This window comes from Pseudomonas sp. GL-B-26 (genome assembly GCF_019947405.1).
In the GTDB taxonomy this organism is placed as follows: Bacteria; Pseudomonadota; Gammaproteobacteria; order Pseudomonadales; family Pseudomonadaceae; genus Aquipseudomonas.
On sequence record NZ_JAGYGJ010000027.1, the window covers coordinates 1 to 22,712 of the forward strand.

The following is a 22,712-nucleotide window of genomic DNA, read 5'->3' on the forward strand; positions in this document are numbered from 1 at the left end:
GGGCTTCATCTCACATTACAACCATCGCCGTTGCCATTCCGCTTCGAACCACCTGCCGCCTGCGCTGTTTGAGCAGCAAGCGGCTTAATGCTCCTACAGAGCGGTTCAAAAAAACTGAACCACTACAAGGGGCGTCCGGGAAGGGCGCCCCTTTGTGACGTCAGGACGGTTCAGCATCCATACGTCGCGCAATGACATCCAGCACATCACAGCCATCGCGCAACGGTATGCAGCAAAGCATTGCGAAGTCGCTGAGGATGACCGAGTCCGTGGTGATATCACCGCGCATCGCGAGGTTTTCCAGGATCTGCGTTACCGCACCAATTCGGTAGCGTGCGGTGCTAAGCAGTGAGTGCAGCGGTTGGGTGGTGTTTACATACAGCGAGGGAAGGTCGTCGGCGTTACTGGTCAAAGCCATATATTCTTTCATGAGTGATTCCATGTAGGAGGAAGACCTACCACTCAATCGTCGCCAAACAATAGGGTGGTAGCTGTGCGCGGGTTGGCGAACCGGACCATGGTAAAACCGGCAGACCCTAAGGTCTCCCACGCACAGCCACCAAAAAAAGGTAGCCAAGTGCGTTCAAAAGCGCTCCGAGAACTACTCGGAGGCTTCTGTACCAGGTCATCGAGTCGCCAAACCCGACACGCCATTTGGGCGTGGACCGGACTATAGGCCTCGTGACAAAGGCACAGCAATGCGCAAGTGTACGGACAATTCCCAGAGTCGTGTAGGACGTTGCTCTTTTGACAGTTTGTCTGGAGAAGTCCCTTTTTTTGCCTCAAGCAATCACTACCTGAACCAACGCTGTCGCCGAACAAAGTTTCATAATTCCCGGCGGTCTCGCGGCATAGGATGACTACCTAAGGTCACCGCGCTTCCCACCCACAGGAAACTGAAAAATGATCTCGAACCTCTTCAAAGTCGCTCTGATCGCCGGCGCATTGCTATTGAGCGCCTGCTCGGGTGCAAGCACCCATAGCGAATATTCGGAAGCCACGCTGCCGTCTGCCGGTTTTGGTCCGGGGCCTACCAACAACCCCAATAAGATGAATTTCCATGGCAGTGCGCTCGGCAACAGCTTCGGCGAGTACGGTTCGGGGTTGTTGCACGACGATTAACGGCGGAAGTGTTTCCGCCGTTTTGCGTTTTGCCTGATGTGCCGTGTGCTTTGGGTTGGCGACTGCTGCGCAGCCGGACGCAGGCTTCGCCAGCTGCTACAGGGATTGTGTACGTGCGGTTATTTGGGTTCGGGTGTTGCTATCCACTGACCCAAAACTTTTTGGTAGTTGCCTGTGACTTTGGCCAGGTGCAGCCACTGATCGACGTACAGCTTCCAGGTCATGTCATCACGCGGTAGCAAGTAAGCCTTTTCGCCGTACTGCATGAATTGCTTCGGGTTCACCGCGCACAGGCCGGGTTTGAGTTTCTGCTGATAGAGCGCTTCCGAGGCGTCGGTAATCATCACGTCAGCCTTCTTGTCCAGCAGCTCCTGAAAGATGGTCACGTTGTCGTGAAGGCGCAATTGCGCCTTGGGTAGAAAGGCGTGAACAAAGGCTTCGTTGGTGCCGCCGGCCGGTTCGACCAACCGAACCGAAGGCTGGTTGATTTGCTCGACGGTCTGGTACAGCGCCTGATCTTCGCAGCGCACCAGTGGGATTTTGCCGTCGACGTCCAGTGTGGTGCTGAAGAAGGCCTTTTTCTGGCGTTCCAGTGTGACCGAGATGCCGCCGACGCCGATGTCGCATTTGCCCGCGAGCATGTCGGGCATCAGGGTTTTCCAGGTGGTCTGCACCCACTCGACCTTGACGCCCAGGCTGTCGGCCAGCGAGCGGGCCATGGCGATGTCGATGCCCGAGTATTCGCCGTCCTCGGCTTTGACGGTATAGGGTTTGTAGTCGCCTGTTGTGCACACGCGCAGTTGGCCCTGTTGGAGGACGCTGTCCAAGTGCGATGGCTCTGCCTGAGCGGCAAACGATAGAGCGAGCAGGCCACCGAGCATCATTGTGCTTTTTAGGTTGTTCATTGTTATCCGGCTTCCATGATGGAGTGGGGGCTGAGAGTACTTACTTTCTGCTGCCCCACTCAACATTGGCGTGGGATGTTGTAGCACTTGATTGGCTGCAGCCTGACCATTACTCGTGAGAGCTATTGCCCCGCCATCTCCATTTCCGGACTCAACGTCCCCAACCAAGCCACCAACCCCACAATCAACACCGCCGCCGCCAATTCAACCACCACGCTGCGCCGCAACGTGTTCGCCGCCACCCGATACTGACCCTCACGCAACGACCGCTGCAAAAACGGCCCCAGGTGAAACCGGTTCAACGCGGCGAGCACCAGCATCCCGGCAAACAGCGCGATTTTGATGGACAGCAAAATCCCGTAGGTACTGAGCAAGACATCGTCGAGCGTTGGGCCGACGATGAACAGGTAGTTCACGACTCCCGTGACCGTGATGACGGCCACGATCACTGCACCCACCCATTCAAATCGGCTGACAGCCCGAGCCAGCAATCTGATGCGTTCCTCGGTTTGCAGATCGTTGATCTTTGCCATCAAGGCAAGCGCAACCAGCGCACCGAGCCAGGCCCCCGAAGCCAGCAGATGCAAGATGTCAGTGATGAAATGCCAATACCGCCGGCTACCTTCATCCATCGCCCCGTGACCGCTCCAGGCCAGGCTGGCCAGGGCGATAGCGCCGGCAAAAGACGCGATCAGCAGGCTGAATCCGGGCGCACGGCGATTGAGCATCACCGCCAGACTGGCGATAACCAACGCGATGATGCGCACGACCCAGGCCAACCCGACATCCGTCTCCAACACCATCATCTCGATATGCGGACGCAGCTCGGCAAAGTCCGTTTCACCGCTCATGGCGCTCGCCATCATCACCATGCTGGCGACAGAAAGCAGCACGCCCAGCAACGCCGCCCCGGTCAACATCGACCGAAGCGGCAGCGCCACCCCTGACACCCGCTCCTGTTCTTTCAGGCTATACAGCCCAAACAGCGCCAGCCCAAACAACAGCATCAAATCCACATACAACCCAAAGCGCAGTGCAATGCTGACCGAGTCGCTCATCAATCACTTCACTTTGAACGTGACGTTGCCGGTGATCGGGTGGGTGTCCGACGACACCGCGCGCCATTCGACTTTGTAGGTGCCGGCAGGCAGTGGCGAAAGCGGTGTGATGACCATGGTCTTCGGATCGCTACCACCAGAGACTTTGGCTTTCATGGGCATGGGGGAGTGCGCCATGCCGGGCATTTCTGTCATGACCAATTTTGCGCCGGAGAACTGGGTCATGAGGTTTTCCGAGAAGTGCAGTTCGATTTTGCCGGGTGTCGCGCCATCCGCACCTTCCGCCGGGGTGGAAGAGAGCAGTTTCGGGTGCGCTTGAGCGAGCGCGCTCATGAGCAGCCCAATGGCAACAGCGGTAGTTTTAATCATGCGCATGCAAGGCCTCTTACCGCTTTAAGCGGTTGTTTTTTTGGTTGTTGAGTTAATGCGTTTAGAACCACAGGCGAACGCCAAGAACGAGGCGTGCTTCGCTGCGATCCTCACCTTCATCGTTGGCGAAGTCGGCGGTTTTGCCGTAGGTGCGGTTCCAGGTCACACCGATGTAAGGCGCGATTTCCCGGCGGATTTCATAGCGCAGTCGCAAGCCGGCTTCGGTGTTGGATAACCCGGAACCGATACCCCGTTGCGGATCGTTTTTGCCGTAGAAGTTGAGTTCGGCGGTCGGTTGCAGGATCAGCCGGTTGGTCAGCAGGATGTCGTAGTCGCCTTCCAGTCGCGCGGCGGTTTGGCCGCCTTCGCCGATGAAGGCGGTGGCTTCGGTTTCGAAGTTGTACAGCGCCATCCCTTGCACGCCAAACGCGGCCCAGGTTTGCGGATCGCCGGGTTTGAAATCCTGGCGAACGCCGGTTACCACGTCCCACCACGGGGAGATCGCGTGGCCCCACAGGGCCTGGATTTCGGCGTCTTCGGTTTTGCCGTTGGTGCGTTCGCCTTCGGAGCGCAGCCACAGGCGATCGATGTCGCCGCCGATCCAGCCGGAGAGATCCCAGGCCAGGGTGCTGCCGTCGTCAGCGTCCTGCCATTCGAGTTTGTCGGCGAGGAAGTAATGGTTGAGCGCGGTGTCATGCACGCCGTGGCCGGTTGGGCTGGCGTACACCGCGGCGCGGTCGGCATCGGTCAGTGCCGGGATCGGCGTGCGGCTTTCGGTCGGCGCGGCTGGCTGCATCTGGCCGTCGTCCATGCTTTGCATTTGGCTAGGGTCCATGCCCTGCATCTGGCTGTGATCCATGTTCTGCATGTCGTCGGTGGCGGCCATCGCCGAAGAGAGGGTCAGGCTCGCGGTCACGAGTGCCAATGAAATTGGAGTGAGTCTGGTCATCGGTAGGCGCCTCATTCTTCCACGCGAACTTCACGGAACATGCCCATTTCCATGTGGTACAGGAGATGGCAGTGATAGGCCCAACGACCGAGCGCATCGGCGGTCACCCGATAGCTGCGCCGGGAGCCGGGCGGCATGTCGATGGTGTGTTTGCGCACCATGAACTCGCCGTTCTCGTCTTCGAGGTCGCTCCACATGCCGTGCAGATGGATCGGGTGGGTCATCATCGTGTCGTTGACCAGCACCACCCGAACCCGCTCGCCGTATTTGAGGCGCACGGGTTCGGCATCGGAGAACTTCACGCCATTGAACGACCAGGCGAATTTCTCCATGTGGCCTGTGAGGTGCAATTCAATGGTACGGCTCGGCTCGCGGCCGTCCGGGTCTTCGAAGGTGCTGCGCAGGTCGGAATAGGTCAGGACGCGGCGGCCGTTGTTGCGCAGGCCGAGGCCGGGATCGTCGAGTTTGGGGGCGGTGGTCATGGCTTGCATGTCCACCAGCGGGTTGTTGTTTTCCGTCGCAGGGTGGGACTGCATGCCGGGTATGGCCATGGCGCTGTGATCCATGCCCGCCATGCTGCCGTGATCCATCCCGCCCATGCCCATGTCATCCATGGTCACCAGCGGTCGAGGGTCCAGCGGCGGTACCGGCGCGGATAAACCAGCCTTCGCTGCAAGCGTGCCGCGTGCAAAGCCAGTCCGATCCATCGACTGGGCGAACAAGGTGTAAGCCGCTTCGGTCGGCTCGACAATCACATCGAAGGTCTCCGCCACCGCAATGCGAAACTCATCGACGCTCACCGGTTTGACGTGCAGCCCATCCGCAGCGACCACCGTCATTTTCAGCCCGGGAATGCGCACGTCGAAGTACGTCATGGCGGAGCCGTTGATGAAGCGCAGGCGCAGCTTCTCGCCCGGTCGGAACACGCCCGTCCAGTTCGAGTTCGGCGCCTGGCCGTTCATCAAGTAGGTGTAAGTTGCGCCGCTGACGTCGGCGAGGTCCGTGGGGTTCATCTTCATTTCGGCCCACATCTTTCGATCGGCGACCGTGGAACCCCAACCTTTCTCGCTGACGTCGTGGATGAAATCACCCACGGTGGGTTTGTTGTAGTTGTAGTAATCGGACTGTTTTTTCAGCGTCTTCATCAGGTCGACGGCATCTTCGTCGGTCCAGTCGGTCAGCATCACCACGTAATCGCGGTCGTACTGGAAAGGCTCCGGCTCCTTCGCATCGATCACCAACGGCCCGTAAACGCCGGACTGTTCCTGTAAGCCTGAATGGCTGTGGTACCAGTACGTGCCGTTCTGTCGGACCTTGAATTGATAGACGTACATCCCACCCGGCTCGATGCCGTGAAAGCTCAGCCCCGGCACGCCGTCCATGTTGGCCGGCAGCAAGATGCCGTGCCAGTGAATGGAGGTGTCGGCGTTGAGTTTGTTCTTCACCCGCAATGTAACTGTGTCGCCTTCGCGCCAACGCAGCAGGGGGCCGGGAATACCGCCGTTGATGGTCATCGCGGTGCGCGGGTTGCCGGTGATGTTGACCGGGGTTTCGCCGATGAGCAGGTCGAAATCGGTGCCCGCCAGCACCTGAGGTTCGCCAGGACTGGTGACCGCCCAGACAGGCGTGCGCCATAACCCGAGGCCGCCGAGGAGCCCGCCCGCGGCCAGGCCCTTCACGAAGGTGCGTCTTGATGTGTTGGAGTGCATGCCGTGTTCCCGGTCCGTCAGCGTGGAGAGAGCTTGACGACGAGGCTAACGGGCGATGCCTTTCAGCAGGCTGAGGCGGGGATTACAGTTTTGTCAGGTTCATGCCGTATTTATTGGCGTGTATCGGGCGTTGACGCTGCGGCCACAGTGCCGCCACCGCAATTGATATACGAAGACGACTTCAACCAACGCTGATCCGGATAGTAAGAAAACAACAACTGCCCATCTTTCATCGAATCAATCAGCTTATGCGCAATCGCCGGCCGCACAGCCGGACAACCCAGGCTTCTACCGATCCGGCCATTCGCTCGGGCAAGAACCGGACTGACATAGGGCGCCCCGTGAATAACGATCGCCCGCTCAAATGCGTTGTCGTTGAAACCCGGCTCCAATCCTTCCATGCGCAAGGAATAACCGTTTTGGCCGACATAGCTCGATTGGGTCCGATATAAACCAAGGCTGGTGGCAAAGCTTTCATTCTGGTTGGAGAACTTGACCGCCATGTTCTCGCCGCTGTTGCGACCGTGGGCGACCAGTTCGTGGAACAGTAATTTACGTTTCTTCAGATCGAACACCCACAACCGTTGTTCGGTCGAAGGCAGTGAGTAGTCGATGACAGCAAGTCTTTGGACAGGTGCTTTACCTTGGGCCAAGCTGCATTGGGTAGCGCGTACGGCCAGCCCGATGACTTTGGCGTTGGCGCCAGGTGCTGCTTTGAGCAGCGCGGTTTCAAGCGAATCGGCGTAGGCTGCCGGTACCGAAACTGACGTCAGCAGCAAGGCCGTGAATAGGAAACCAAAGCGGTCTAGCGCCATATGAAAGTCTCACATTAATGTTTCGAGTCTAGCAGTGTGCAGGATGCTAGCCGTTGAATACGGGGCGATTAAGGATTATCCATGGGGCAGTTAACAAGGTTATTCGTCATAAGCCGCATCTTTTTTATGGGCTTTCTGATCAGCGGCGCAGCGATGGCAGAAACTTCGCCGATTGAGGCGGTATCTGCTGCCATCAGCAGAACTGGCGCAGCACCTGACGATTACGTCGCTCAAACGATTCAGGCGGCACTTGAGCCATTGAGTTCAGCGTTTCCACCCTTGCTCACTTCCCGTGGTCATCAACGGGTGGATCCGAGTCGTGTGGTCATGGATTTTTACATGCATCGGGGTTATCGCTCGGCCTGGGCGAACGACAACGATGTCATTCAGTTATTGAAAAGCCTGAGCGAGACCCGGGCCGACGGGCTGGACCCTGCGGACTTTCATATTGATGAGTTGGCTAACGCCAGAGCGTCGATGCAGGCAGCAGAGCCGACGGTGGCGCAACGGGCGGCGTTCGATATCGCGGCGACCCGGACCTTTATCACGGCGCTGCTGCAATTGCGGCGCGGCAAGGTTGACCCTTCGCGTCTGGACATCCACTGGAATTTCGACCCTGTCGGCGCCGATCCTCGTGGAGACATGAATAACTTGTTCGCCGCGCTTGATGCTCATGACGTGGCGCGCGCCTTTGCGCAAGCGCCGCCACAAGAGGCGGTTTACCGTAGCCTGCGCGTAGGCCTGGCGCAACTGCGCAAGGTTCGGGATGCGGGTGGCTGGCCGAAGATTGCCGAAGGCCAATCGCTCAAGCCAGGCATGGATGACGCCTCTGTCGCGCAGTTGCGAGCACGTTTGGTGGTGGGTGGTTATCTGGCCCCATCAAAGAAGCAACGCACTGATTACGACGACAGCGTCACCGCAGCGGTGAAAAAGTATCAGACCGAGCAATACCTGGGGGCGGATGGCGTGGCGGGAGCCGCGACACTGGCTGCGTTGAATGTGCCCGTAGAGGCGCGGATAGACCAGGTTCGGGTGAACATGGAGCGCGCGCGTTGGTTGCTGTTCAAACTTCAGGGCACTTTTGTCATCGTCGATATTGCGGGTTACAAGGTGGCGCTTTATCGCGACGGTAAGGCGATATGGCGTTCCCGGGTTCAGGTGGGTAAGCCGTTCCGCAGTACGCCGGTGTTTCAATCCGAGATTACTTACGTAACGTTCAACCCCACCTGGACCGTGCCACCGACGATCCTCGTCAAAGACATGCTGCCGAAGATTCAAAGAGACCCTGGCTACCTTGCCGCCAACCGTATAAGAGCCCTTGATCGAGAGGGGAATGTGCTCGATCCGTCGACCGTCGACTGGGATAACGCGCGCGGTATCACCCTGCGGCAGGATGCCGGGCCGGATAATTCGTTGGGGCAGGTGGTCATTCGGTTTCCCAATGAGTATTCGATTTATCTCCACGACACGCCACATCGCGAGTTGTTTGCGCAATCGCGCCGTGCCACCAGTTCAGGTTGCATACGAGTGGAGAACCCGTTGCAGTTGGTAGAGCTGTTGTTCAACGACCCGGTTCGTTGGAACAGCGCCGGGATACAGGCCCAGTTGGCTAACGGCAAAACCGAAAACATCAGGCTGCCCGTCAAGGTGCCGGTGCTGTTGGCTTACTGGACGGTGGACCTGAGTAACGATGGTCGAGTGATGTTTAAACCTGACGTATACGGGTACGACTCCGCGGTGCTGCGGGGATTGAATCTGCCTTCGGAATTGCCCGTTCTGGATGTGCGACGAGCAGGAACTTCCGCTGTCGCGACGGGGCAAAACCGGCAATGGCCGTGAAGGAAGCGGGACTTGCAGGCCATCAATGCACCAACGATGCAAGCGCTCTGCGTCAACCGTTCGGCACCTGCGTCGGATCGTAAATCAGCGTCGCCTAAGCTTTGATTTATCCGGACATTCTTCCGGTACTTACAAGGAAGGTGTGGCATGACTTTATTAAAATTTGGCGCATCGATCCTGATGGTCTGTTTGGCAGGCTGCGCAACCAGCAGTAGTTATGAACCTCCACCGGTTCCGGCATCAGCGATGACACTAGACGATGGGCAAATTCATAGCTCGTTAGTGGGTAAGCAGTTTTATGGAACCACCCGGCAGGGCAGTCACCCCTACTCGATCAGGTTTTTAGCCGATGGTATCGATGTGTTCGAGATGGCGCCTGACGCGCCGGAGAAAGAACGGTGGACTCTCAAAGACGGTGTTGTTTGCGTCATACCTAACAAGTACCCAGCGGAGTGCAGCCAAGTGAAGGTCGCCAATAATGAGTATTGGTTTGTCGACCCAAAAAACGGGAGAGTTAACGCACATCTGAAGCTCGCGCCTTGATGGTAATGCTCGAGAAGGAATGGGCGTTCGTGGTACGCCCATTCTTTGTGATCATGCCTGGCCCAGCTCATCGCGCAAAAACTCCACCAACGCCCGTTGCAACGCGGTCAGTGCTCCCTCGCGGCTGCCCAGCACGGCCCGCTGTCCGGTTCGCGCTTGACCAGCGCACCGCCGTGTCGCCCAAGTGCAGTTGATGGCGATGGCGACCCAGCGCGAACTCAAACCGGTGGCCCATGAGATTGCCCGGCGGGCGTACGAGCAAATGCGCCTGGGGGATGCAGAAAGTGCTCGGGCGCATTTGCACAGTGCGATGCGGCGGCTAGCCAAAGGACATTTGCCCCTTACACCCCTGTAGACTAAGCTCACAAAAAATAAGGGTTTTGGGGTGTTGCCCATGCCTTACCCTTACAGGACGAGCTTTTGCCTACCCCTCTTCACGATCCGCACAACGCCACCGGCGTCACGTTGAAACGGTTACCTCTGCGCAAAGCAGCGGTACTGTTTATTGCGGTCGTGTGCCTGAGCCTGTGTGGTTTGCTTTACCTGCAACTGGAGCAGTCGCGCCGGCATGACCTGGCGTTGGCGCAAGTGGCGTCATCAAACCTGACGCGGGCCATGGCGCAGCAGGCCGAAGACACCTTCATGCAAGCCGATCTGGTGCTGACCAGTCTGGCCGACTGGATTCAGGCTGACGGTTTCGGCACGCCCCAAAAGCCACACTTGCAGAAAATATTCGCCCGGCGGGTGCAGGCGCTGAATCAATTGCACGGGATACTTCTGTTCGACCAGAAGGGGCAGTGGATCGTTAGCTCCTTCGAAAATCTGCCGCGCGGCCCGGGTGTGTCGGATCGCGAGTACTTCAAATTCCACCAGCAGAACGTCTCGTCCCTGGCGCACATCGGGCCGGCGATTCGCAGTCGGGAAAATGGCGAGTGGATCATTCCGATATCCAAGCGTGTGAATGACAAAAATGGCAATTTCCAGGGCGTCTTGTTGGCCGGCATCAAGATGGCGTACTTCGATCAGTTCTTCAAAAGCTTCAGCATTGATGACAACGGTTCGATGTTTTTGGGCTTGACCGACGGAACGCTGCTGGCGCGACGGCCGTTTGTGGAATCGCTGATTGGCACATCACTGGCCAAGAGCGAGATCTTCGAGAAATTGCTGCCCAACGCACCCTCCGGTAACGCGATGTTCAGCTCTCTGGTCGATGGTGTTGTGCGGTTGTATGGCTACCGTCAGCTCGACGCTTATCCGCTGGTCGTGTCTGCCGCCTCGTCCAGGGATTCGATTCTCAAGGATTGGAACGACACGGCATTTCGCTCCACAGTCATTGTTGCCCTGGTGGTGTTGGGCGTGGGGCTGTTCGGATGGATGTTCCTTTATCAGGTGCGTGTCGGCGAACAGGTCGAGGCGGATTTGCGCAAGGCGAAGGAAGCGCTGAAGCTGATCGCGACCCACGACAGCCTGACCGGCCTGGGCAATCGCCGGCTGTTCGAGGGAGCGCTGGACATCGAGTTCGGCCGAGGTGCCCGGCAGTCGAGTTCGCTGAGCCTGATCATGCTCGATATCGATTACTTCAAGCGCTACAACGACGCTTATGGCCACGTGGCGGGAGACCATTGCCTGGCTGAAGTGGCGCGGGCGGTGAAGGGGTGCTGCCATCGAAAAGCCGATTTGGCAGTGCGCTACGGCGGTGAGGAGTTTGCGGTATTGCTGCCCGACACTGACATTCACGGCGCGATGGTGATTGCCGAGCAGATCCGGCGCAGCGTCATGGACAAGAACATCATCCACAGCGGTTCACCCACGGGCTTCGTGACGGTCAGTCTGGGTTGTTACTCGTTTGTGCCGACGGGGCGGGACAGTATGGAGGTGTTCATCGAACGTGCGGATGCGGCGCTGTATCAAGCCAAGCATTCGGGGCGAAACCGCTCGGCGGTGCTGTCGATGGAGGGCGGTGTCGAGGCACTGATGCGTTCGGATCGTTGAGGTGTCTCGAGAGGGTGTTTCACCCGCGCAACACCCCGGCCAGCCGGCTGTCTGCCTGTCAGATCCCCTTCAATTGATCGTCTAGAGTTGCGGTAACGCTGCCGATCCCGGCAGGTCTCCCCACCGCACGGATGATCGTCAAAATGTTGATTACTCAAGCATTGGCAGCCGTTGCTCTAACCGTTGCAGCCTGCGCCATCTTTCCGCTCGCGAGCCACGCTCAATCGAAAGTCACAGCCGAAGAAGCACACGCCATCGGCGTGGATGCCTACCTTTATTTTTACCCGCTGTTGACCATGGACATCACCCGCAAGCAATTCACCAATATCGAGCCGGGCAAGGAATTCGGTAAAGGTCCGATGAATATGTTTATCAGCGTGCCGCAGTATCCACCTGCCAATTTCAAAGGGGTGGTGCGCTCGAACTTCGACACCTTGTATTCCATTGCCTGGCTGGATTTGACCCAAGAACCGCTGGTGATCGCAGCGCCCGATACGGCCGGGCGTTTTTACTTGCTGCCGATGCTCGACATGTGGACCGATGTGTTCGCCTCACCGGGTTGGCGCACCACGGGCACCCAAGCGGGGCAGTTTCTGGTGACACCGCCGGGCTGGACCGGGACGGTGCCTGCCGGACTGAACCATCTGCCGGCGCCTACGCCCTTTGTCTGGGTCATTGGCCGCACCAAGACCGACGGCGCTGCGGACTACGCGGCGGTGCACAAAATTCAGGCTGGCTACACCGTGACACCGTTGTCCCGACTGGGTAAAAGTCCCGAGGCAGCCAGCGTGAAAATTGACCCTGCCGTGGACATGAAGACCCCGCCCAAGATCCAGGTGGACTCAATGTCGGCGGCCGACTACTTCGCCTACGCCGCCGAATTGCTCAAAGTGCACCCTGCGCACATCACCGATCAACCGATCCTGGCGCAGATCAAGCGTATCGGTATCGAACCCGGAAAATCGTTCGACATGGATGCGTTGGACCCTGAAATCAAAGCAGCACTTCAGACCGTGCCCAAGGACGCGCAGGCGCTGATGACGTGGAAGGTTCCAACCCTCGCCCGCGTGGTCAACGGCTGGTCGATGAACACCGACACCATGGGCGTCTACGGCAACTACTACCTCAAGCGCGCGATCGTTGCGCAGATGGGGCTCGGCGCCAACTTGCCCGAGGATGCGATTTATCCACTGAACATCGGCGATGTCGAAGGCAAGCCACTCGATGGAGCGAACAAGTACGTGCTGCATTTCGACAAGGGTGAAATGCCGCCGGTAAACGCTTTCTGGTCGATCACCTTGTACGACCCTGAAGGATTCCAGGTCGGCAATGCGCTCAACCGGTTTGCGTTCAGTAGCTGGATGCCGTTCAAGACGAACGCCGACGGTTCGCTGGACATCTACTTCCAGCACGAAAACCCCGGCAAGGACCTTGAAGCCAATTGGCTGCCGGCACCGAAGGGCGGGTTCAACCTGACCATGCGTTTGTATGGGCCCAAGCCCGAGGTTTTGAACGGCAAGTGGAACCCGCCACCGGTCAAGCCAGCCTAGTCCCGCGTGAGTCGGCCTATGGAAAAGCAGGCGTTGCTGCCATTGCTCAAGGCGTCGCATGACGAGTTTCCAGTGTAGGGGCGTGCCTTTAGTCGCCTGACTCGCTCGTAGAGGCAACTGCCGGGGCGCACCCCCGGTCACAACTGGACATCGACCCTGCGTTGCGAGCGTTGGAACATGAAGAACCTGAAAATCGCGACATTCAACGTCAACGGCATGCGCGCCCGACTGCCGAACTTGTTGGCCTGGCTTGCGCGAGAGCAACCGGACATTGCGTGTTTGCAGGAGCTCAAGTCGGTTGACAGTGCATTCCCCGCCGCCGAGCTTGAGGCCGCTGGCTACGGCGCGATCTGGCAAGGTCAGTCTTCGTGGAACGGCGTGGCGATTCTGGCGCGGGATGCTCAGCCGCTGGAGAGTCGTCGAGGCCTGCCGGGTGATGACAGCGACACCCATAGCCGGTATCTGGAGGCCGCCGTGCACGGGATTCTGGTGGGTTGCCTGTACCTGCCCAACGGCAACCCGCAGCCGGGGCCGAAGTTCGATTACAAGCTGGCGTGGTTTGAACGGCTGATCCGCTACGCGCAGACGCTTCAGGCCAGTGAGCATCCCGTGGTGTTGGCCGGTGACTACAACGTGGTGCCCACCGACCTCGACATCTACAACCCGCGATCCTGGCTGAAGGATGCGTTGCTGCAACCTGAAAGCCGCGAGTGTTATCAGCGTCTGCTGGGTCAGGGCTGGACCGATTCCTTGCGCCATCTGCATCCGGAAGATCGGCTCTATACCTTCTGGGATTATTTTCGCCAGCACTGGCAAAAGAACTCAGGGCTGCGCATCGATCATCTGTTGCTTAACCCGGCGTTGAGTCCTTATCTGCAGCAGGCTGGAGTCGATGCCTGGGTTCGCAACGAGCCCCATGCGAGTGATCATGCGCCGACGTGGATTCGCTTGAGTTCGCGCAAGCAGCGTTGATATTGGCATGTGCGGCGATTGGCTAAATCAATTGTCAGTCGAGCCGCTTTATCCCTTATACATGGCGCCCATCGGCGGAGAAATCCGGCCCCCTGCATAAGGATCGAGCAATGAGCGAGCCACACCTGAGCAATCTTGCGTTGTACCTGCAGCGCCTGGGCTTCGACGCGCCTCCGGCGCCAACCCTGGAAACCCTGCGCCAACTTCAATTGCGCCACACCGGCGCCTTCGCGTTCGAAAACCTCACCACGTTGTCGGGTCAGCCGGTGCTCATCGACCTGCCGTCCATCGAGCAAAAGGTCCTGCACGATGGCCGCGGTGGTTACTGCTACGAACTCAACAACCTGTTCCTGGCCTTGCTCCAGGCACTGGGCTTCGACGCTCGCGGTATCTCCGGCCGAGTGGTCATGGGCCAGCCCGAAGGCGCATGGACCGCCCGGACACACCGCTTGAGCCTGGTGACCCTTGACGGCGTACGCTACATCACCGACGTCGGCTTCGGCGGCATGGTGCCCACCGCACCGCTGATGCTCGATACCCCGGCTGAACAGTTCACACCTCACGAACCCTATCGCATCGAGCCGCACGAGGATGGCTTCACCCTGCGCGCCAACGTCGCCGGCGAATGGCGGGCGATGTACATTTTCGATTTGCAGCGCCAGGAAGACATCGATTACGCCGTTGGCAACTGGTACGTCTCGACCCATCCGGAGTCGTCTTTCGCCAGGCAGCTGATGGTGGCGCGCACCGGCGAAGGGTGGCGCCGCACGCTGAACAACGGCAGTTTTGCGATTCATCGGATCGGCAGTGAGACTGAACGGCGGCAAGTGACGGATGTGGATGAATTGCTGGGTTTGTTGCGCAGCGAATTCGACATTCGGGTGCCACGGGAGGCGGCATTGCGCCGGGTTATTGAAGGGCTGATTCAACAGCCCTGAGCCTCACAGCTGCAGTCCCTCCTGCACCACCGACAGCAGATTGTCTTCGGTCATGGCAATTGCATCCGGTTGTTGCCCGGATTGATCGATCGCCTGCAGCCACCACTGCGTCTCGCCGTGTTCACTCACGGTTCGCAGCATCGAAAGTGCCTTTGCCTGTGTGCGGATCTCGACCCGCCCGGCACCATCCTCAGTGAAACGAGCGACGGGGTCGAAGGTGATGCTGTGGTGGTTGCCTTCAATCAGTAACTGGTCGATGGCGTAGTCGTAGGTCGCCCCGTCGGGATGACGCTCGAAGACGTGCGTCGGCACTCGCCGGATGTTCAGCCCGGCTTCGCTGAGCGGCTCCAGCCAGGTTTCGATGAGGTGGTACAGCTCGTAAACCTGTGCAGGCCAGCTGTCTATTTGGTGATCTGCACAGAGTGTCTCGTCGGCGCTGGACTGCTGGGTTTGCTTCAGTTTCGCGGCGAGTTGGTCAGCCTTGCTCATGTAGATTTCCTATCGTGGACTCAGTAAGAGCGTACCTCTATCAAGGTAGTGCACGTCTTGCCTTGCGTCATGTTGCCGGGAGGTTTTGGCTTCATATCAGGGAAGGTGCGGCGCAAGTCTCAGGTGTGGAATGGCCATGTGTCCATAATCTGACTGATTAGTTGTATACAACTCTATAGACATTTGTCCTGAGTATTGAATACAGTGTGCGCACAACAAAAACCAGGGAACCCCCCAAACCATGAAAACGCCCCATGTTTCACACCAGCGGCCTGAGGATGAAAATCTCGGGGTCGGCGCGAATATGGCTTACGGCCTGCAACACGTTCTGACCATGTACGGCGGCATCGTTGCGGTGCCTTTGATCATCGGCCAGGCGGCCGGGCTCTCGCCAGCGGACATTGGTTTGTTGATTGCTGCTTCATTGTTTGCAGGGGGGCTGGCGACGCTGCTGCAAACCCTGGGCTTACCGTTTTTCGGTTGCCAATTGCCGCTGGTACAGGGCGTGTCGTTCTCTGGTGTCGCGACGATGGTGGCGATTGTCAGTAGCGGCGGGGAGGGCGGGTTTCAATCGATTCTCGGGGCGGTGATTGCCGCGTCGTTGATCGGCCTGCTGATCACGCCGGTGTTCTCTCGAATCACCAGGTTTTTCCCGCCGCTGGTCACGGGCATTGTGATCACCACCATCGGCCTGACGCTGATGCCAGTGGCTGCACGCTGGGCCATGGGCGGTAACAGCCATGCCCCGGACTTTGGCAGCATGGCGAACATCGGTCTGGCGGCGGTGACACTGGTGCTGGTTCTGCTGTTGAGCAAGATCGGCAGCGCGACCATCTCGCGTTTGTCGATCCTGTTGGCGATGGTCATCGGTACGGTGATCGCGGTGTTCCTTGGCATGGCGGACTTCTCGTCCGTCACTCAAGGCCCGATGTTCGGCTTCCCGACGCCGTTCCACTTTGGCATGCCGACCTTCCACTTCGCCGCGATCCTGTCGATGTGCATCGTGGTCATGGTGACCCTGGTGGAAACCTCGGCCGACATCCTCGCCGTCGGTGAAATCATCGGCACCAAGGTCGATTCCAAACGCCTGGGCAACGGCCTGCGCGCCGACATGCTGTCGAGCATGATCGCGCCGATCTTCGGCTCCTTCACCCAAAGCGCGTTCGCCCAGAACGTCGGGCTGGTGGCGGTGACCGGCATCAAGAGTCGCTTCGTGGTGGCTACCGGCGGTTTGTTTCTGGTGATCCTCGGTTTGCTGCCGTTTATGGGCCGCGTCATCGCCGCTGTACCGACTTCTGTCCTCGGCGGCGCCGGTATCGTGCTGTTCGGCACCGTGGCGGCTAGCGGTATTCGTACGCTGTCCAAGGTCGACTACCGCAACAACGTCAACCTGATCATCGTCGCCACCTCCATCGGCTTCGGCATGATCCCCATCGCTGCGCCGAACTTCTACGACCACTTCCCAAGCTGGTTCGCCACGATCTTCCACTCTGGCATCAGCTCGTCGGCGATCATGGCCATCGTGCTGAACCTGACCTTCAACCACCTCACTGCCGGTAACTCCGATCAGCAGTCGGTGTTCGCGGCCGGCACTGAGCGCGTTCTGCGTTATCAGGATCTGGCAGCGTTGCGCGAAGGGGATTATTTCAGCGAAGGCAAACTGCGTGACTGCGACGGGAATGAGATTCCGGTGGTGGAGGTGGCTCATGCGTCAGACGAGCACCACCCTATCCATGCGAAAAGCAGTGAGCATGTCTGACTGCACTCAAGGGTAGATCGAGAGGCAGGTTGACACTCGCTCCAGTCATGATTGAAAATCGGAATCGAGGTCTGCAATTGCGCATCCTTGGGCTTGGCCTCCAGTATTGGCCCCCCATCTTGTTGGCAGCAGAGAAGCTGGCTCCCTCTGAAGTAGTGACGACTGGCATGCCGGTCGGATTCTGAACCCAAGGTCATTCGTGGTCTGGAGCTAAAGAATCGCTGCGACTACTCCTCGAAATATTCAAAAGGCGTCCTTTGGGGCGCCTTTTTTATTGCCTGGAATCTGGTTTGACAATGGTGCCGACCAAGGTGCCTTCGGCACGTCTTTTGGGATACCAGGTCACGACGTAGTAACCGAAACCACGACGCTCGTTCCTCGGCTCGAGAATGAGTGAGCCAGTGGGGTTTTTGAGTACGGCGACTCTGTGGTCTCCTCGCATTTCCTTGAATTCGCAGTAGATGGGGGCTCCAGGTACGACCATTTTGGCTATGTGAGTCGCGACATCGTCGATGGTGTGGCAGCCATACTTTCCCAAGTCAACTTTGTGGGCTTCCCAAACATGCCGGACGCCGAACCCTTTGTTTATTCCTTTGTGTATCCCGACCCTCAGGAAAATCTCACCTCCCCGTAAATCGAACTTGGGCATGACGGGGGAGAGTGCCAAAGCTCAACGAGCCTGAAGGGTGAGGGACAAGGGTGTTCTCCTTGAGTTTGAGTAACTCTGACACGCGAACAATCCAAGGCTATCGGTAGGCGAAAGGCGCTATTCATAACGTACAAAGTTGCTGATTCACAGGCCGCATCTGGCCATCACCGAAGTCGTTGCTGGCGCTCTGGTCCAAGGTTTACGGGGGTAAAAGGAAAGTAGAAATCTCGGCTACGGAAAGTTAGGAGATTTCCTACTTTCAACGGCGGGATGATTTGAGGGATTGCGTGTTTATGGCGGCCACAAAAAAGCCCCTGAACCTTTCGATTCAGGGGCTTTTCGATATTGCTGTCTGGCTCCACGACCTGGACTCGAACCAGGGACCCAGTGATTAACAGTCACTTGCTCTACCAACTGAGCTATCGCGGAATGGCGTGTATGTTACTGATTCAAAAAGAGAAGTCAAGCATCTATTAGCAATTTGGCGGGTTCACGGGGACGGACGGTGGTTTATCGACCGTGGGCGGTTACCAGAATCGCCTCAGAGGTCTACCATGGCCACCCGGAAGTGGTTACACGCGCTGCCGGCCATTCGCCGAAAAGGTACGCGCCATGAATCACCCAACCACCACACCTCGCCACAACGGGGTGTTCGCATGAGCATCGCTCAAATCAGCTTGCCCAAAGGCGTCGGCCCTCACGCCGAAAAACTGTTCGACGCAATCACTCAGGCCAGCACCGCTGATGAATTGAACCGTGCCGGTGGCAAGGCCGAAGGGTTTGTCCTGGGCCTGGAAAGCACCAAGGCCATCAAAAGCCAGGTCGCCGAATCGCTCTACGTCGCCTATGACGACGCTGCCAGCCAGCGTGCAACCGAACTGGCCTAACCGCCGAATGTGACAGTGGCGAGCATCAGTTTTGCGTACAGCATCGTTGCGGCCAGTTGCACCAGCCACAAGGCCAGGCCGCCGAGAAACACGCCAGCCGCGACTTGCATCACCAGGTTGTTACCGCGTTTGGCCGGGGTGCGAGGCACGAAGTGGTCCAGCTCATCGCGGTCGGCGCGTAGGTCATCGTTTTTCATGTTGGCTCTCGTAAGAATTTCGGGGTGTACATAAAACCTGTGGGAGCGGGCTTGCTCGCGAAGAGGGTGTGTCAGTCGATATCAATGTTGCCTGTTGCACCGCTTTCGCGAGCAAGTCGGATCGCCGCACCGCTGCTCCCACATTTGATCTGTGTGCAGTCTAGAGCGCCCGGTCGCCGGGTTGAGAATTTTCTGAGGCAATTAAAAACGGGAAGCCCTAGGGCTTCCCGTTTTTTTACCACTCGACGACTCAGATCACCGCAACGATGGCCTTGGTCACAACGTCGATGTTGCTCTGGTTCAGCGCGGCCACGCAGATGCGGCCGGTGTCCAGGGCGTAGATACCGAACTCGCTGCGCAGGCGGGTCACTTGCTCGACCGTCAGGCCGGAGTAGGAGAACATGCCGCGCTGACGACCGACGAAGCTGAAGTCGCGCTGCGGGGCGTTTTTCGCCAGCAGGTCGACCATCTGAATGCGCATGCCGCGAATCCGCAGACGCATTTCAGCCAGTTCTTCTTCCCACTGAGCGCGCAGTTCCGGGCTGTTCAGTACAGCGGCGACGATGCTTGCACCGTGGGTCGGCGGGTTGGAGTAGTTGGTGCGGATCACGCGTTTGACTTGCGACAGCACGCGCGCGCTTTCTTCTTTCGATTCGCTGACAATCGACAGGGCGCCCACGCGCTCGCCGTACAGCGAGAACGATTTGGAGAACGAGCTGGAGACGAAGAAGGTCAGGCCCGATTCAGCGAACAGGCGTACAGCTGCGGCGTCTTCGTCGATGCCATCGCCAAAGCCCTGGTAGGCCATGTCGAGGAACGGTACGTGACCTTTGGCTTTCACCACGTCCAGTACGTTATTCCAGTCCGCCGGGCTCAGGTCCACACCGGTCGGGTTGTGGCAGCAAGCGTGCAGGACAACGATGGAGCCGGACGGCAGGGCGTTCAAGTCTTCCAGCAAGCCAACACGGTTCACGTCGTGGGTTGCGGCGTCGTAGTAGCGATAGTTCTGCACCGGGAAGCCGGCCGTTTCGAACAGCGCGCGGTGGTTTTCCCAGCTTGGGTCGCTGATCGCCACGACAGCGTTCGGCAGCAGTTGCTTGAGGAAGTCGGCACCGATTTTCAGTGCGCCAGTACCGCCAACGGCTTGGGTGGTGATGACGCGGCCAGCGGCGATCAGTGGCGAGTCATTGCCGAACAGCAGTTTCTGCACAGCCTGGTCGTAGGCGGCGATGCCGTCGATTGGCAAGTAGCCACGGGAAGCATGTTGAGCGACGCGAATCGTCTCGGCTTCGACAACGGCGCGCAGGAGTGGAATTCGCCCCTCCTCGTTGCAGTAAACACCGACCCCCAGGTTGACCTTGTTGGTACGGGTGTCGGCGTTGAATGCTTCGTTGAGGCCCAGGATTGGATCGCGTGGTGCCATTTCGACAGCGGAGAACAGGCTCATTTTGCGGCGGCTCTGAATGGAAAGTGGAGGGACGTGTCGCGCTCCAGCCGAATGCACTAGAGCGGTGCACAAACGGGGAGCTAGTATAGAGGCCATCTGCGATTGATGGCGACAGACGATTCGGCTTTTACGGTAAGTTTTTCCGATTATTTCTCGACCGTTAGTCGATTGGCATCGTCAAAGGTTTTACCCGATGTAGGACGTTTGCCTTGAAAGCGAGGGCAATCGGCTCCACATTGAGCACAATCCAGTTTTTTCCTCGGGCGACATCGGTCGTTTGCGGTCTTTCCCGTTGCTGCCCGGTTCGCCCGGACAGGCGCGAACCCAGAGGTTTTTCATGTCTGAATTCCAGCTAGTCACCCGCTTCGAGCCCGCCGGCGATCAGCCGGAAGCCATCCGCCTGATGGTCGAGGGCATCGAAGCCGGGTTGGCGCACCAGACGTTGCTCGGTGTGACCGGCTCGGGCAAGACCTTCAGCATCGCCAATGTGATCGCCCAGATTCAGCGTCCGACTCTGGTGCTGGCACCGAACAAGACCCTGGCCGCGCAGTTGTACGGTGAGTTCAAGGCGTTCTTCCCGAACAACGCCGTCGAATACTTCGTTTCGTACTACGACTACTACCAGCCCGAGGCCTACGTGCCGTCATCGGATACGTTCATCGAGAAAGACGCCTCGATCAACGATCACATCGAGCAGATGCGATTGTCGGCGACCAAGGCACTGCTGGAGCGCAAGGACGCGATCATCGTCACCACCGTGTCGTGCATCTACGGTCTGGGCAGTCCGGAAACCTATTTGAAGATGGTTCTGCACGTTGATCGCGGCGACAAGCTCGATCAGCGTGCGTTGCTGCGTCGCTTGGCTGACCTGCAATACACCCGCAACGACATGGAGTTTGCCCGTGCGACCTTCCGGGTCCGCGGCGATGTGATTGATATCCACCCGGCGGAATCCGATTTCGAAGCGATCCGTATCGAGCTGTTCGATGACGAAGTGGAGAGCCTGTCCGCTTTCGATCCGCTGACCGGCGAAGTGATTCGCAAGCTGCCGCGGTTCACGTTCTATCCGAAAAGCCACTACGTGACCCCGCGAGAAACCCTGCTGGGTGCCGTCGAAGGGATCAAAGTCGAGTTGCAGGAGCGCCTGGACTACCTGCGCACCAACAATAAACTCGTTGAGGCCCAGCGCCTGGAGCAGCGCACTCGTTTCGATCTGGAGATGATCCTCGAACTGGGTTATTGCAACGGCATCGAAAACTACTCGCGCTACCTGTCGGGCCGTGAATCCGGCCAGGCGCCGCCGACTTTGTTTGACTACCTGCCGGCTGACGCCTTGCTGGTGATCGACGAATCCCACGTCAGCGTGCCGCAGGTCGGCGCCATGTATAAGGGCGACCGCTCGCGTAAAGAGACGCTGGTGGAATACGGTTTCCGTCTGCCGTCCGCGCTGGATAACCGACCGATGCGCTTCGACGAGTTCGAAAACATCAGCCCGCAGACGATTTTCGTCTCGGCCACGCCGGGTAATTACGAGGCAGAACACGCCGGTCGCGTGGTCGAGCAACTGGTGCGTCCGACTGGCCTGGTGGACCCGCAAATCGAAATCCGCCCGGCGTTGACCCAAGTCGATGATCTGCTCTCGGAGATCGGCAAGCGTGTGGCGCAGGAAGAGCGGGTGCTGGTCACCACGCTGACCAAGCGTATGTCCGAAGACTTGACCGATTACCTGGCCGACCACGGCGTGCGGGTACGTTATCTGCACTCGGACATCGACACGGTGGAACGGGTCGAGATCATCCGCGATCTGCGTCTGGGCACTTTCGATGTGCTGGTGGGGATCAACCTGCTGCGTGAAGGCCTGGACATGCCGGAAGTCTCGCTGGTGGCAATCCTCGATGCAGACAAGGAAGGCTTCCTGCGTTCCGAACGCTCGCTGATCCAGACCATCGGCCGGGCAGCGCGCAACCTCAATGGTCGGGCGATTCTCTACGCGGATCGCATCACCGGTTCCATGGAGCGGGCGATCGGCGAAACCGAGCGTCGTCGCGACAAGCAGATTGCCTTTAACCTGGCCAATGGCATCACGCCCAAAGGCGTGTTCAAGGACGTTGCCGACATCATGGAAGGCGCCACCGTGCCGGGTTCGCGCAGCAAGAAGCGCAAAGGCATGGCCAAGGCCGCCGAGGAAAACGCCAAGTACGAAGCGGAACTGCGCTCGCCGGGTGAAATCGCCAAGCGTATCAAGGCGCTGGAAGAGAAAATGTACCAACTCGCCCGCGACCTGGAGTTCGAAGCAGCGGCGCAGATGCGCGACGAGATTGGCAAGTTGCGGGAGCGGTTGATTACTGTCTGATGGCGAAACGAGGTCCCTGTGGCGAGGGGGCTTGCCCCCGTTCGGCTGCGCAGCAGTCGTAAAACCCGCTAGCGATGTAATCCTGACACATCGCGGCGTCAGGTTTTGGGGCCGCTGCGCAGCCCAGCGGGGGCAAGCCCCCTCGCCACAGGTTCGTGCATGGCTCGAAA

20 protein-coding genes, 1 tRNA gene and 1 pseudogene are annotated in these 22,712 nt (G+C 58.6%); 11 read left to right on the plus strand and 11 right to left on the minus strand.

Annotated features, from left to right (window positions below):
- Positions 1–160 precede the first annotated feature (160 nt).
- A complete protein-coding gene (locus tag KGB23_RS18105) occupies positions 161–430 on the minus strand; it encodes a hypothetical protein (RefSeq protein ID WP_046047769.1) in 270 nt (89 codons plus the stop codon).
- A gap of 473 nt (positions 431–903) precedes the next feature.
- Here KGB23_RS18105 and KGB23_RS18110 point away from each other — a divergent pair, with 473 nt between their 5' ends.
- Positions 904–1,122 (plus strand): hypothetical protein, encoded by a 219-nt coding sequence (locus KGB23_RS18110; RefSeq protein WP_223432055.1) that lies wholly within the window; start codon positions 904–906, stop codon positions 1,120–1,122.
- Positions 1,123–1,241: 119 nt separating this feature from the next.
- Here KGB23_RS18110 and KGB23_RS18115 read toward each other — a convergent pair whose 3' ends face one another.
- From KGB23_RS18115 to KGB23_RS18140, 6 genes are all read right to left on the minus strand, one after another.
- A complete protein-coding gene (locus KGB23_RS18115) occupies positions 1,242–2,027 on the minus strand; it encodes a transporter substrate-binding domain-containing protein (RefSeq protein ID WP_223432056.1) in 786 nt (261 codons plus the stop codon).
- A 122-nt stretch (positions 2,028–2,149) separates the two neighbouring features.
- Positions 2,150–3,085: a copper homeostasis membrane protein CopD gene (copD, locus tag KGB23_RS18120; protein WP_223432057.1), complete on the minus strand. Its 936-nt coding sequence runs from the start codon at positions 3,083–3,085 to the stop codon at positions 2,150–2,152.
- Positions 3,086–3,088: 3 nt separating this feature from the next.
- Positions 3,089–3,460, minus strand: coding sequence for a copper homeostasis periplasmic binding protein CopC (gene copC, locus KGB23_RS18125; RefSeq protein WP_223432058.1), 372 nt, complete (start codon positions 3,458–3,460; stop codon positions 3,089–3,091).
- Between the two features lie 55 nt (positions 3,461–3,515).
- Entirely contained in the window at positions 3,516–4,403 is an 888-nt protein-coding gene (locus tag KGB23_RS18130) for a copper resistance protein B (protein WP_223432059.1), read from the minus strand.
- 11 nt (positions 4,404–4,414) lie between these two features.
- Positions 4,415–6,112: a copper resistance system multicopper oxidase gene (locus KGB23_RS18135; protein WP_223432060.1), complete on the minus strand. Its 1,698-nt coding sequence runs from the start codon at positions 6,110–6,112 to the stop codon at positions 4,415–4,417.
- A gap of 110 nt (positions 6,113–6,222) precedes the next feature.
- Entirely contained in the window at positions 6,223–6,927 is a 705-nt protein-coding gene (locus KGB23_RS18140; protein ID WP_223432061.1) for a murein L,D-transpeptidase catalytic domain family protein, read from the minus strand.
- An 81-nt stretch (positions 6,928–7,008) separates the two neighbouring features.
- Between KGB23_RS18140 and KGB23_RS18145 the strand changes: the two genes are divergently transcribed.
- The 7 genes and pseudogenes from KGB23_RS18145 (at position 7,009) to KGB23_RS18170 (ending at position 14,761) form a co-directional block, all read left to right on the plus strand.
- Entirely contained in the window at positions 7,009–8,766 is a 1,758-nt protein-coding gene (locus KGB23_RS18145) for a murein L,D-transpeptidase (protein ID WP_223432062.1), read from the plus strand.
- Positions 8,767–8,913: 147 nt separating this feature from the next.
- The gene (locus tag KGB23_RS18150; RefSeq protein WP_223432063.1) at positions 8,914–9,309 is read left to right on the plus strand and encodes a hypothetical protein; all 396 of its coding nucleotides are present in this window, start codon (positions 8,914–8,916) and stop codon (positions 9,307–9,309) included.
- A 172-nt stretch (positions 9,310–9,481) separates the two neighbouring features.
- Positions 9,482–9,664 (plus strand): annotated as a pseudogene (locus tag KGB23_RS30475) (hypothetical protein); the annotation flags it as partial.
- Between the two features lie 65 nt (positions 9,665–9,729).
- Positions 9,730–11,301 carry a GGDEF domain-containing protein gene (locus KGB23_RS18155; protein ID WP_223432064.1) on the plus strand — a complete coding sequence of 524 codons (1,572 nt, stop codon included), beginning with the start codon at positions 9,730–9,732 and terminating at the stop codon, positions 11,299–11,301.
- Positions 11,302–11,444: 143 nt separating this feature from the next.
- Positions 11,445–12,851 (plus strand): DUF1254 domain-containing protein, encoded by a 1,407-nt coding sequence (locus tag KGB23_RS18160; protein WP_223432065.1) that lies wholly within the window; start codon positions 11,445–11,447, stop codon positions 12,849–12,851.
- Between the two features lie 177 nt (positions 12,852–13,028).
- Positions 13,029–13,823 carry an exodeoxyribonuclease III gene (locus tag KGB23_RS18165; RefSeq protein WP_223432066.1) on the plus strand — a complete coding sequence of 265 codons (795 nt, stop codon included), beginning with the start codon at positions 13,029–13,031 and terminating at the stop codon, positions 13,821–13,823.
- 110 nt (positions 13,824–13,933) lie between these two features.
- Positions 13,934–14,761 (plus strand): arylamine N-acetyltransferase family protein, encoded by an 828-nt coding sequence (locus KGB23_RS18170; protein WP_223432067.1) that lies wholly within the window; start codon positions 13,934–13,936, stop codon positions 14,759–14,761.
- Between the two features lie 3 nt (positions 14,762–14,764).
- Here the strand turns inward: KGB23_RS18170 and KGB23_RS18175 are convergent, their stop codons facing one another.
- Positions 14,765–15,250, minus strand: coding sequence for a hypothetical protein (locus tag KGB23_RS18175; RefSeq protein WP_223432068.1), 486 nt, complete (start codon positions 15,248–15,250; stop codon positions 14,765–14,767).
- 241 nt (positions 15,251–15,491) lie between these two features.
- Between KGB23_RS18175 and KGB23_RS18180 the strand changes: the two genes are divergently transcribed.
- Positions 15,492–17,009, plus strand: coding sequence for a nucleobase:cation symporter-2 family protein (locus KGB23_RS18180; RefSeq protein ID WP_046047754.1), 1,518 nt, complete (start codon positions 15,492–15,494; stop codon positions 17,007–17,009).
- 1,002 nt (positions 17,010–18,011) lie between these two features.
- Here KGB23_RS18180 and KGB23_RS18185 read toward each other — a convergent pair.
- A tRNA-Asn gene (locus KGB23_RS18185) sits at positions 18,012–18,087 on the minus strand.
- A 227-nt stretch (positions 18,088–18,314) separates the two neighbouring features.
- On the opposite strand from KGB23_RS18185, the gene KGB23_RS18190 reads away from it, so the two are divergent.
- Positions 18,315–18,545: a hypothetical protein gene (locus KGB23_RS18190; RefSeq protein WP_008007186.1), complete on the plus strand. Its 231-nt coding sequence runs from the start codon at positions 18,315–18,317 to the stop codon at positions 18,543–18,545.
- On the opposite strand, the gene KGB23_RS18195 is transcribed toward KGB23_RS18190, so the two are convergent.
- Together KGB23_RS18195 and KGB23_RS18200 are read right to left on the minus strand one after the other, a co-directional pair.
- Positions 18,542–18,742: a hypothetical protein gene (locus tag KGB23_RS18195; protein WP_008151298.1), complete on the minus strand. Its 201-nt coding sequence runs from the start codon at positions 18,740–18,742 to the stop codon at positions 18,542–18,544. The two genes, KGB23_RS18190 and KGB23_RS18195, sit on opposite strands and share 4 nt — an antisense overlap.
- 250 nt (positions 18,743–18,992) lie before the next feature.
- Positions 18,993–20,189, minus strand: a complete 1,197-nt coding sequence (locus KGB23_RS18200) for an amino acid aminotransferase (protein WP_095128606.1) — start codon at positions 20,187–20,189, stop codon at positions 18,993–18,995.
- 337 nt (positions 20,190–20,526) lie between these two features.
- Here KGB23_RS18200 and uvrB point away from each other — a divergent pair, with 337 nt between their 5' ends.
- Positions 20,527–22,542, plus strand: coding sequence for an excinuclease ABC subunit UvrB (gene uvrB, locus KGB23_RS18205; protein WP_223432069.1), 2,016 nt, complete (start codon positions 20,527–20,529; stop codon positions 22,540–22,542).
- Positions 22,543–22,712 lie beyond the last annotated feature (170 nt).

Coding starts and splice junctions, on each gene's coding strand:
- KGB23_RS18105 (WP_046047769.1), bottom strand. CDS start 430: ATGAAAGAATATATGGCTTTGACCAGTAACGCCGACGACCTTCCCTCG.
- KGB23_RS18110 (WP_223432055.1), top strand. CDS start 904: ATGATCTCGAACCTCTTCAAAGTCGCTCTGATCGCCGGCGCATTGCTA.
- KGB23_RS18115 (WP_223432056.1), bottom strand. CDS start 2,027: ATGAACAACCTAAAAAGCACAATGATGCTCGGTGGCCTGCTCGCTCTA.
- copD (WP_223432057.1), bottom strand. CDS start 3,085: ATGAGCGACTCGGTCAGCATTGCACTGCGCTTTGGGTTGTATGTGGAT.
- copC (WP_223432058.1), bottom strand. CDS start 3,460: ATGCGCATGATTAAAACTACCGCTGTTGCCATTGGGCTGCTCATGAGC.
- KGB23_RS18130 (WP_223432059.1), bottom strand. CDS start 4,403: ATGACCAGACTCACTCCAATTTCATTGGCACTCGTGACCGCGAGCCTG.
- KGB23_RS18135 (WP_223432060.1), bottom strand. CDS start 6,112: ATGCACTCCAACACATCAAGACGCACCTTCGTGAAGGGCCTGGCCGCG.
- KGB23_RS18140 (WP_223432061.1), bottom strand. CDS start 6,927: ATGGCGCTAGACCGCTTTGGTTTCCTATTCACGGCCTTGCTGCTGACG.
- KGB23_RS18145 (WP_223432062.1), top strand. CDS start 7,009: ATGGGGCAGTTAACAAGGTTATTCGTCATAAGCCGCATCTTTTTTATG.
- KGB23_RS18150 (WP_223432063.1), top strand. CDS start 8,914: ATGACTTTATTAAAATTTGGCGCATCGATCCTGATGGTCTGTTTGGCA.
- KGB23_RS18160 (WP_223432065.1), top strand. CDS start 11,445: ATGTTGATTACTCAAGCATTGGCAGCCGTTGCTCTAACCGTTGCAGCC.
- KGB23_RS18165 (WP_223432066.1), top strand. CDS start 13,029: ATGAAGAACCTGAAAATCGCGACATTCAACGTCAACGGCATGCGCGCC.
- KGB23_RS18170 (WP_223432067.1), top strand. CDS start 13,934: ATGAGCGAGCCACACCTGAGCAATCTTGCGTTGTACCTGCAGCGCCTG.
- KGB23_RS18175 (WP_223432068.1), bottom strand. CDS start 15,250: ATGAGCAAGGCTGACCAACTCGCCGCGAAACTGAAGCAAACCCAGCAG.
- KGB23_RS18180 (WP_046047754.1), top strand. CDS start 15,492: ATGAAAACGCCCCATGTTTCACACCAGCGGCCTGAGGATGAAAATCTC.
- KGB23_RS18190 (WP_008007186.1), top strand. CDS start 18,315: ATGAGCATCGCTCAAATCAGCTTGCCCAAAGGCGTCGGCCCTCACGCC.
- KGB23_RS18195 (WP_008151298.1), bottom strand. CDS start 18,742: ATGAAAAACGATGACCTACGCGCCGACCGCGATGAGCTGGACCACTTC.
- KGB23_RS18200 (WP_095128606.1), bottom strand. CDS start 20,189: ATGAGCCTGTTCTCCGCTGTCGAAATGGCACCACGCGATCCAATCCTG.
- uvrB (WP_223432069.1), top strand. CDS start 20,527: ATGTCTGAATTCCAGCTAGTCACCCGCTTCGAGCCCGCCGGCGATCAG.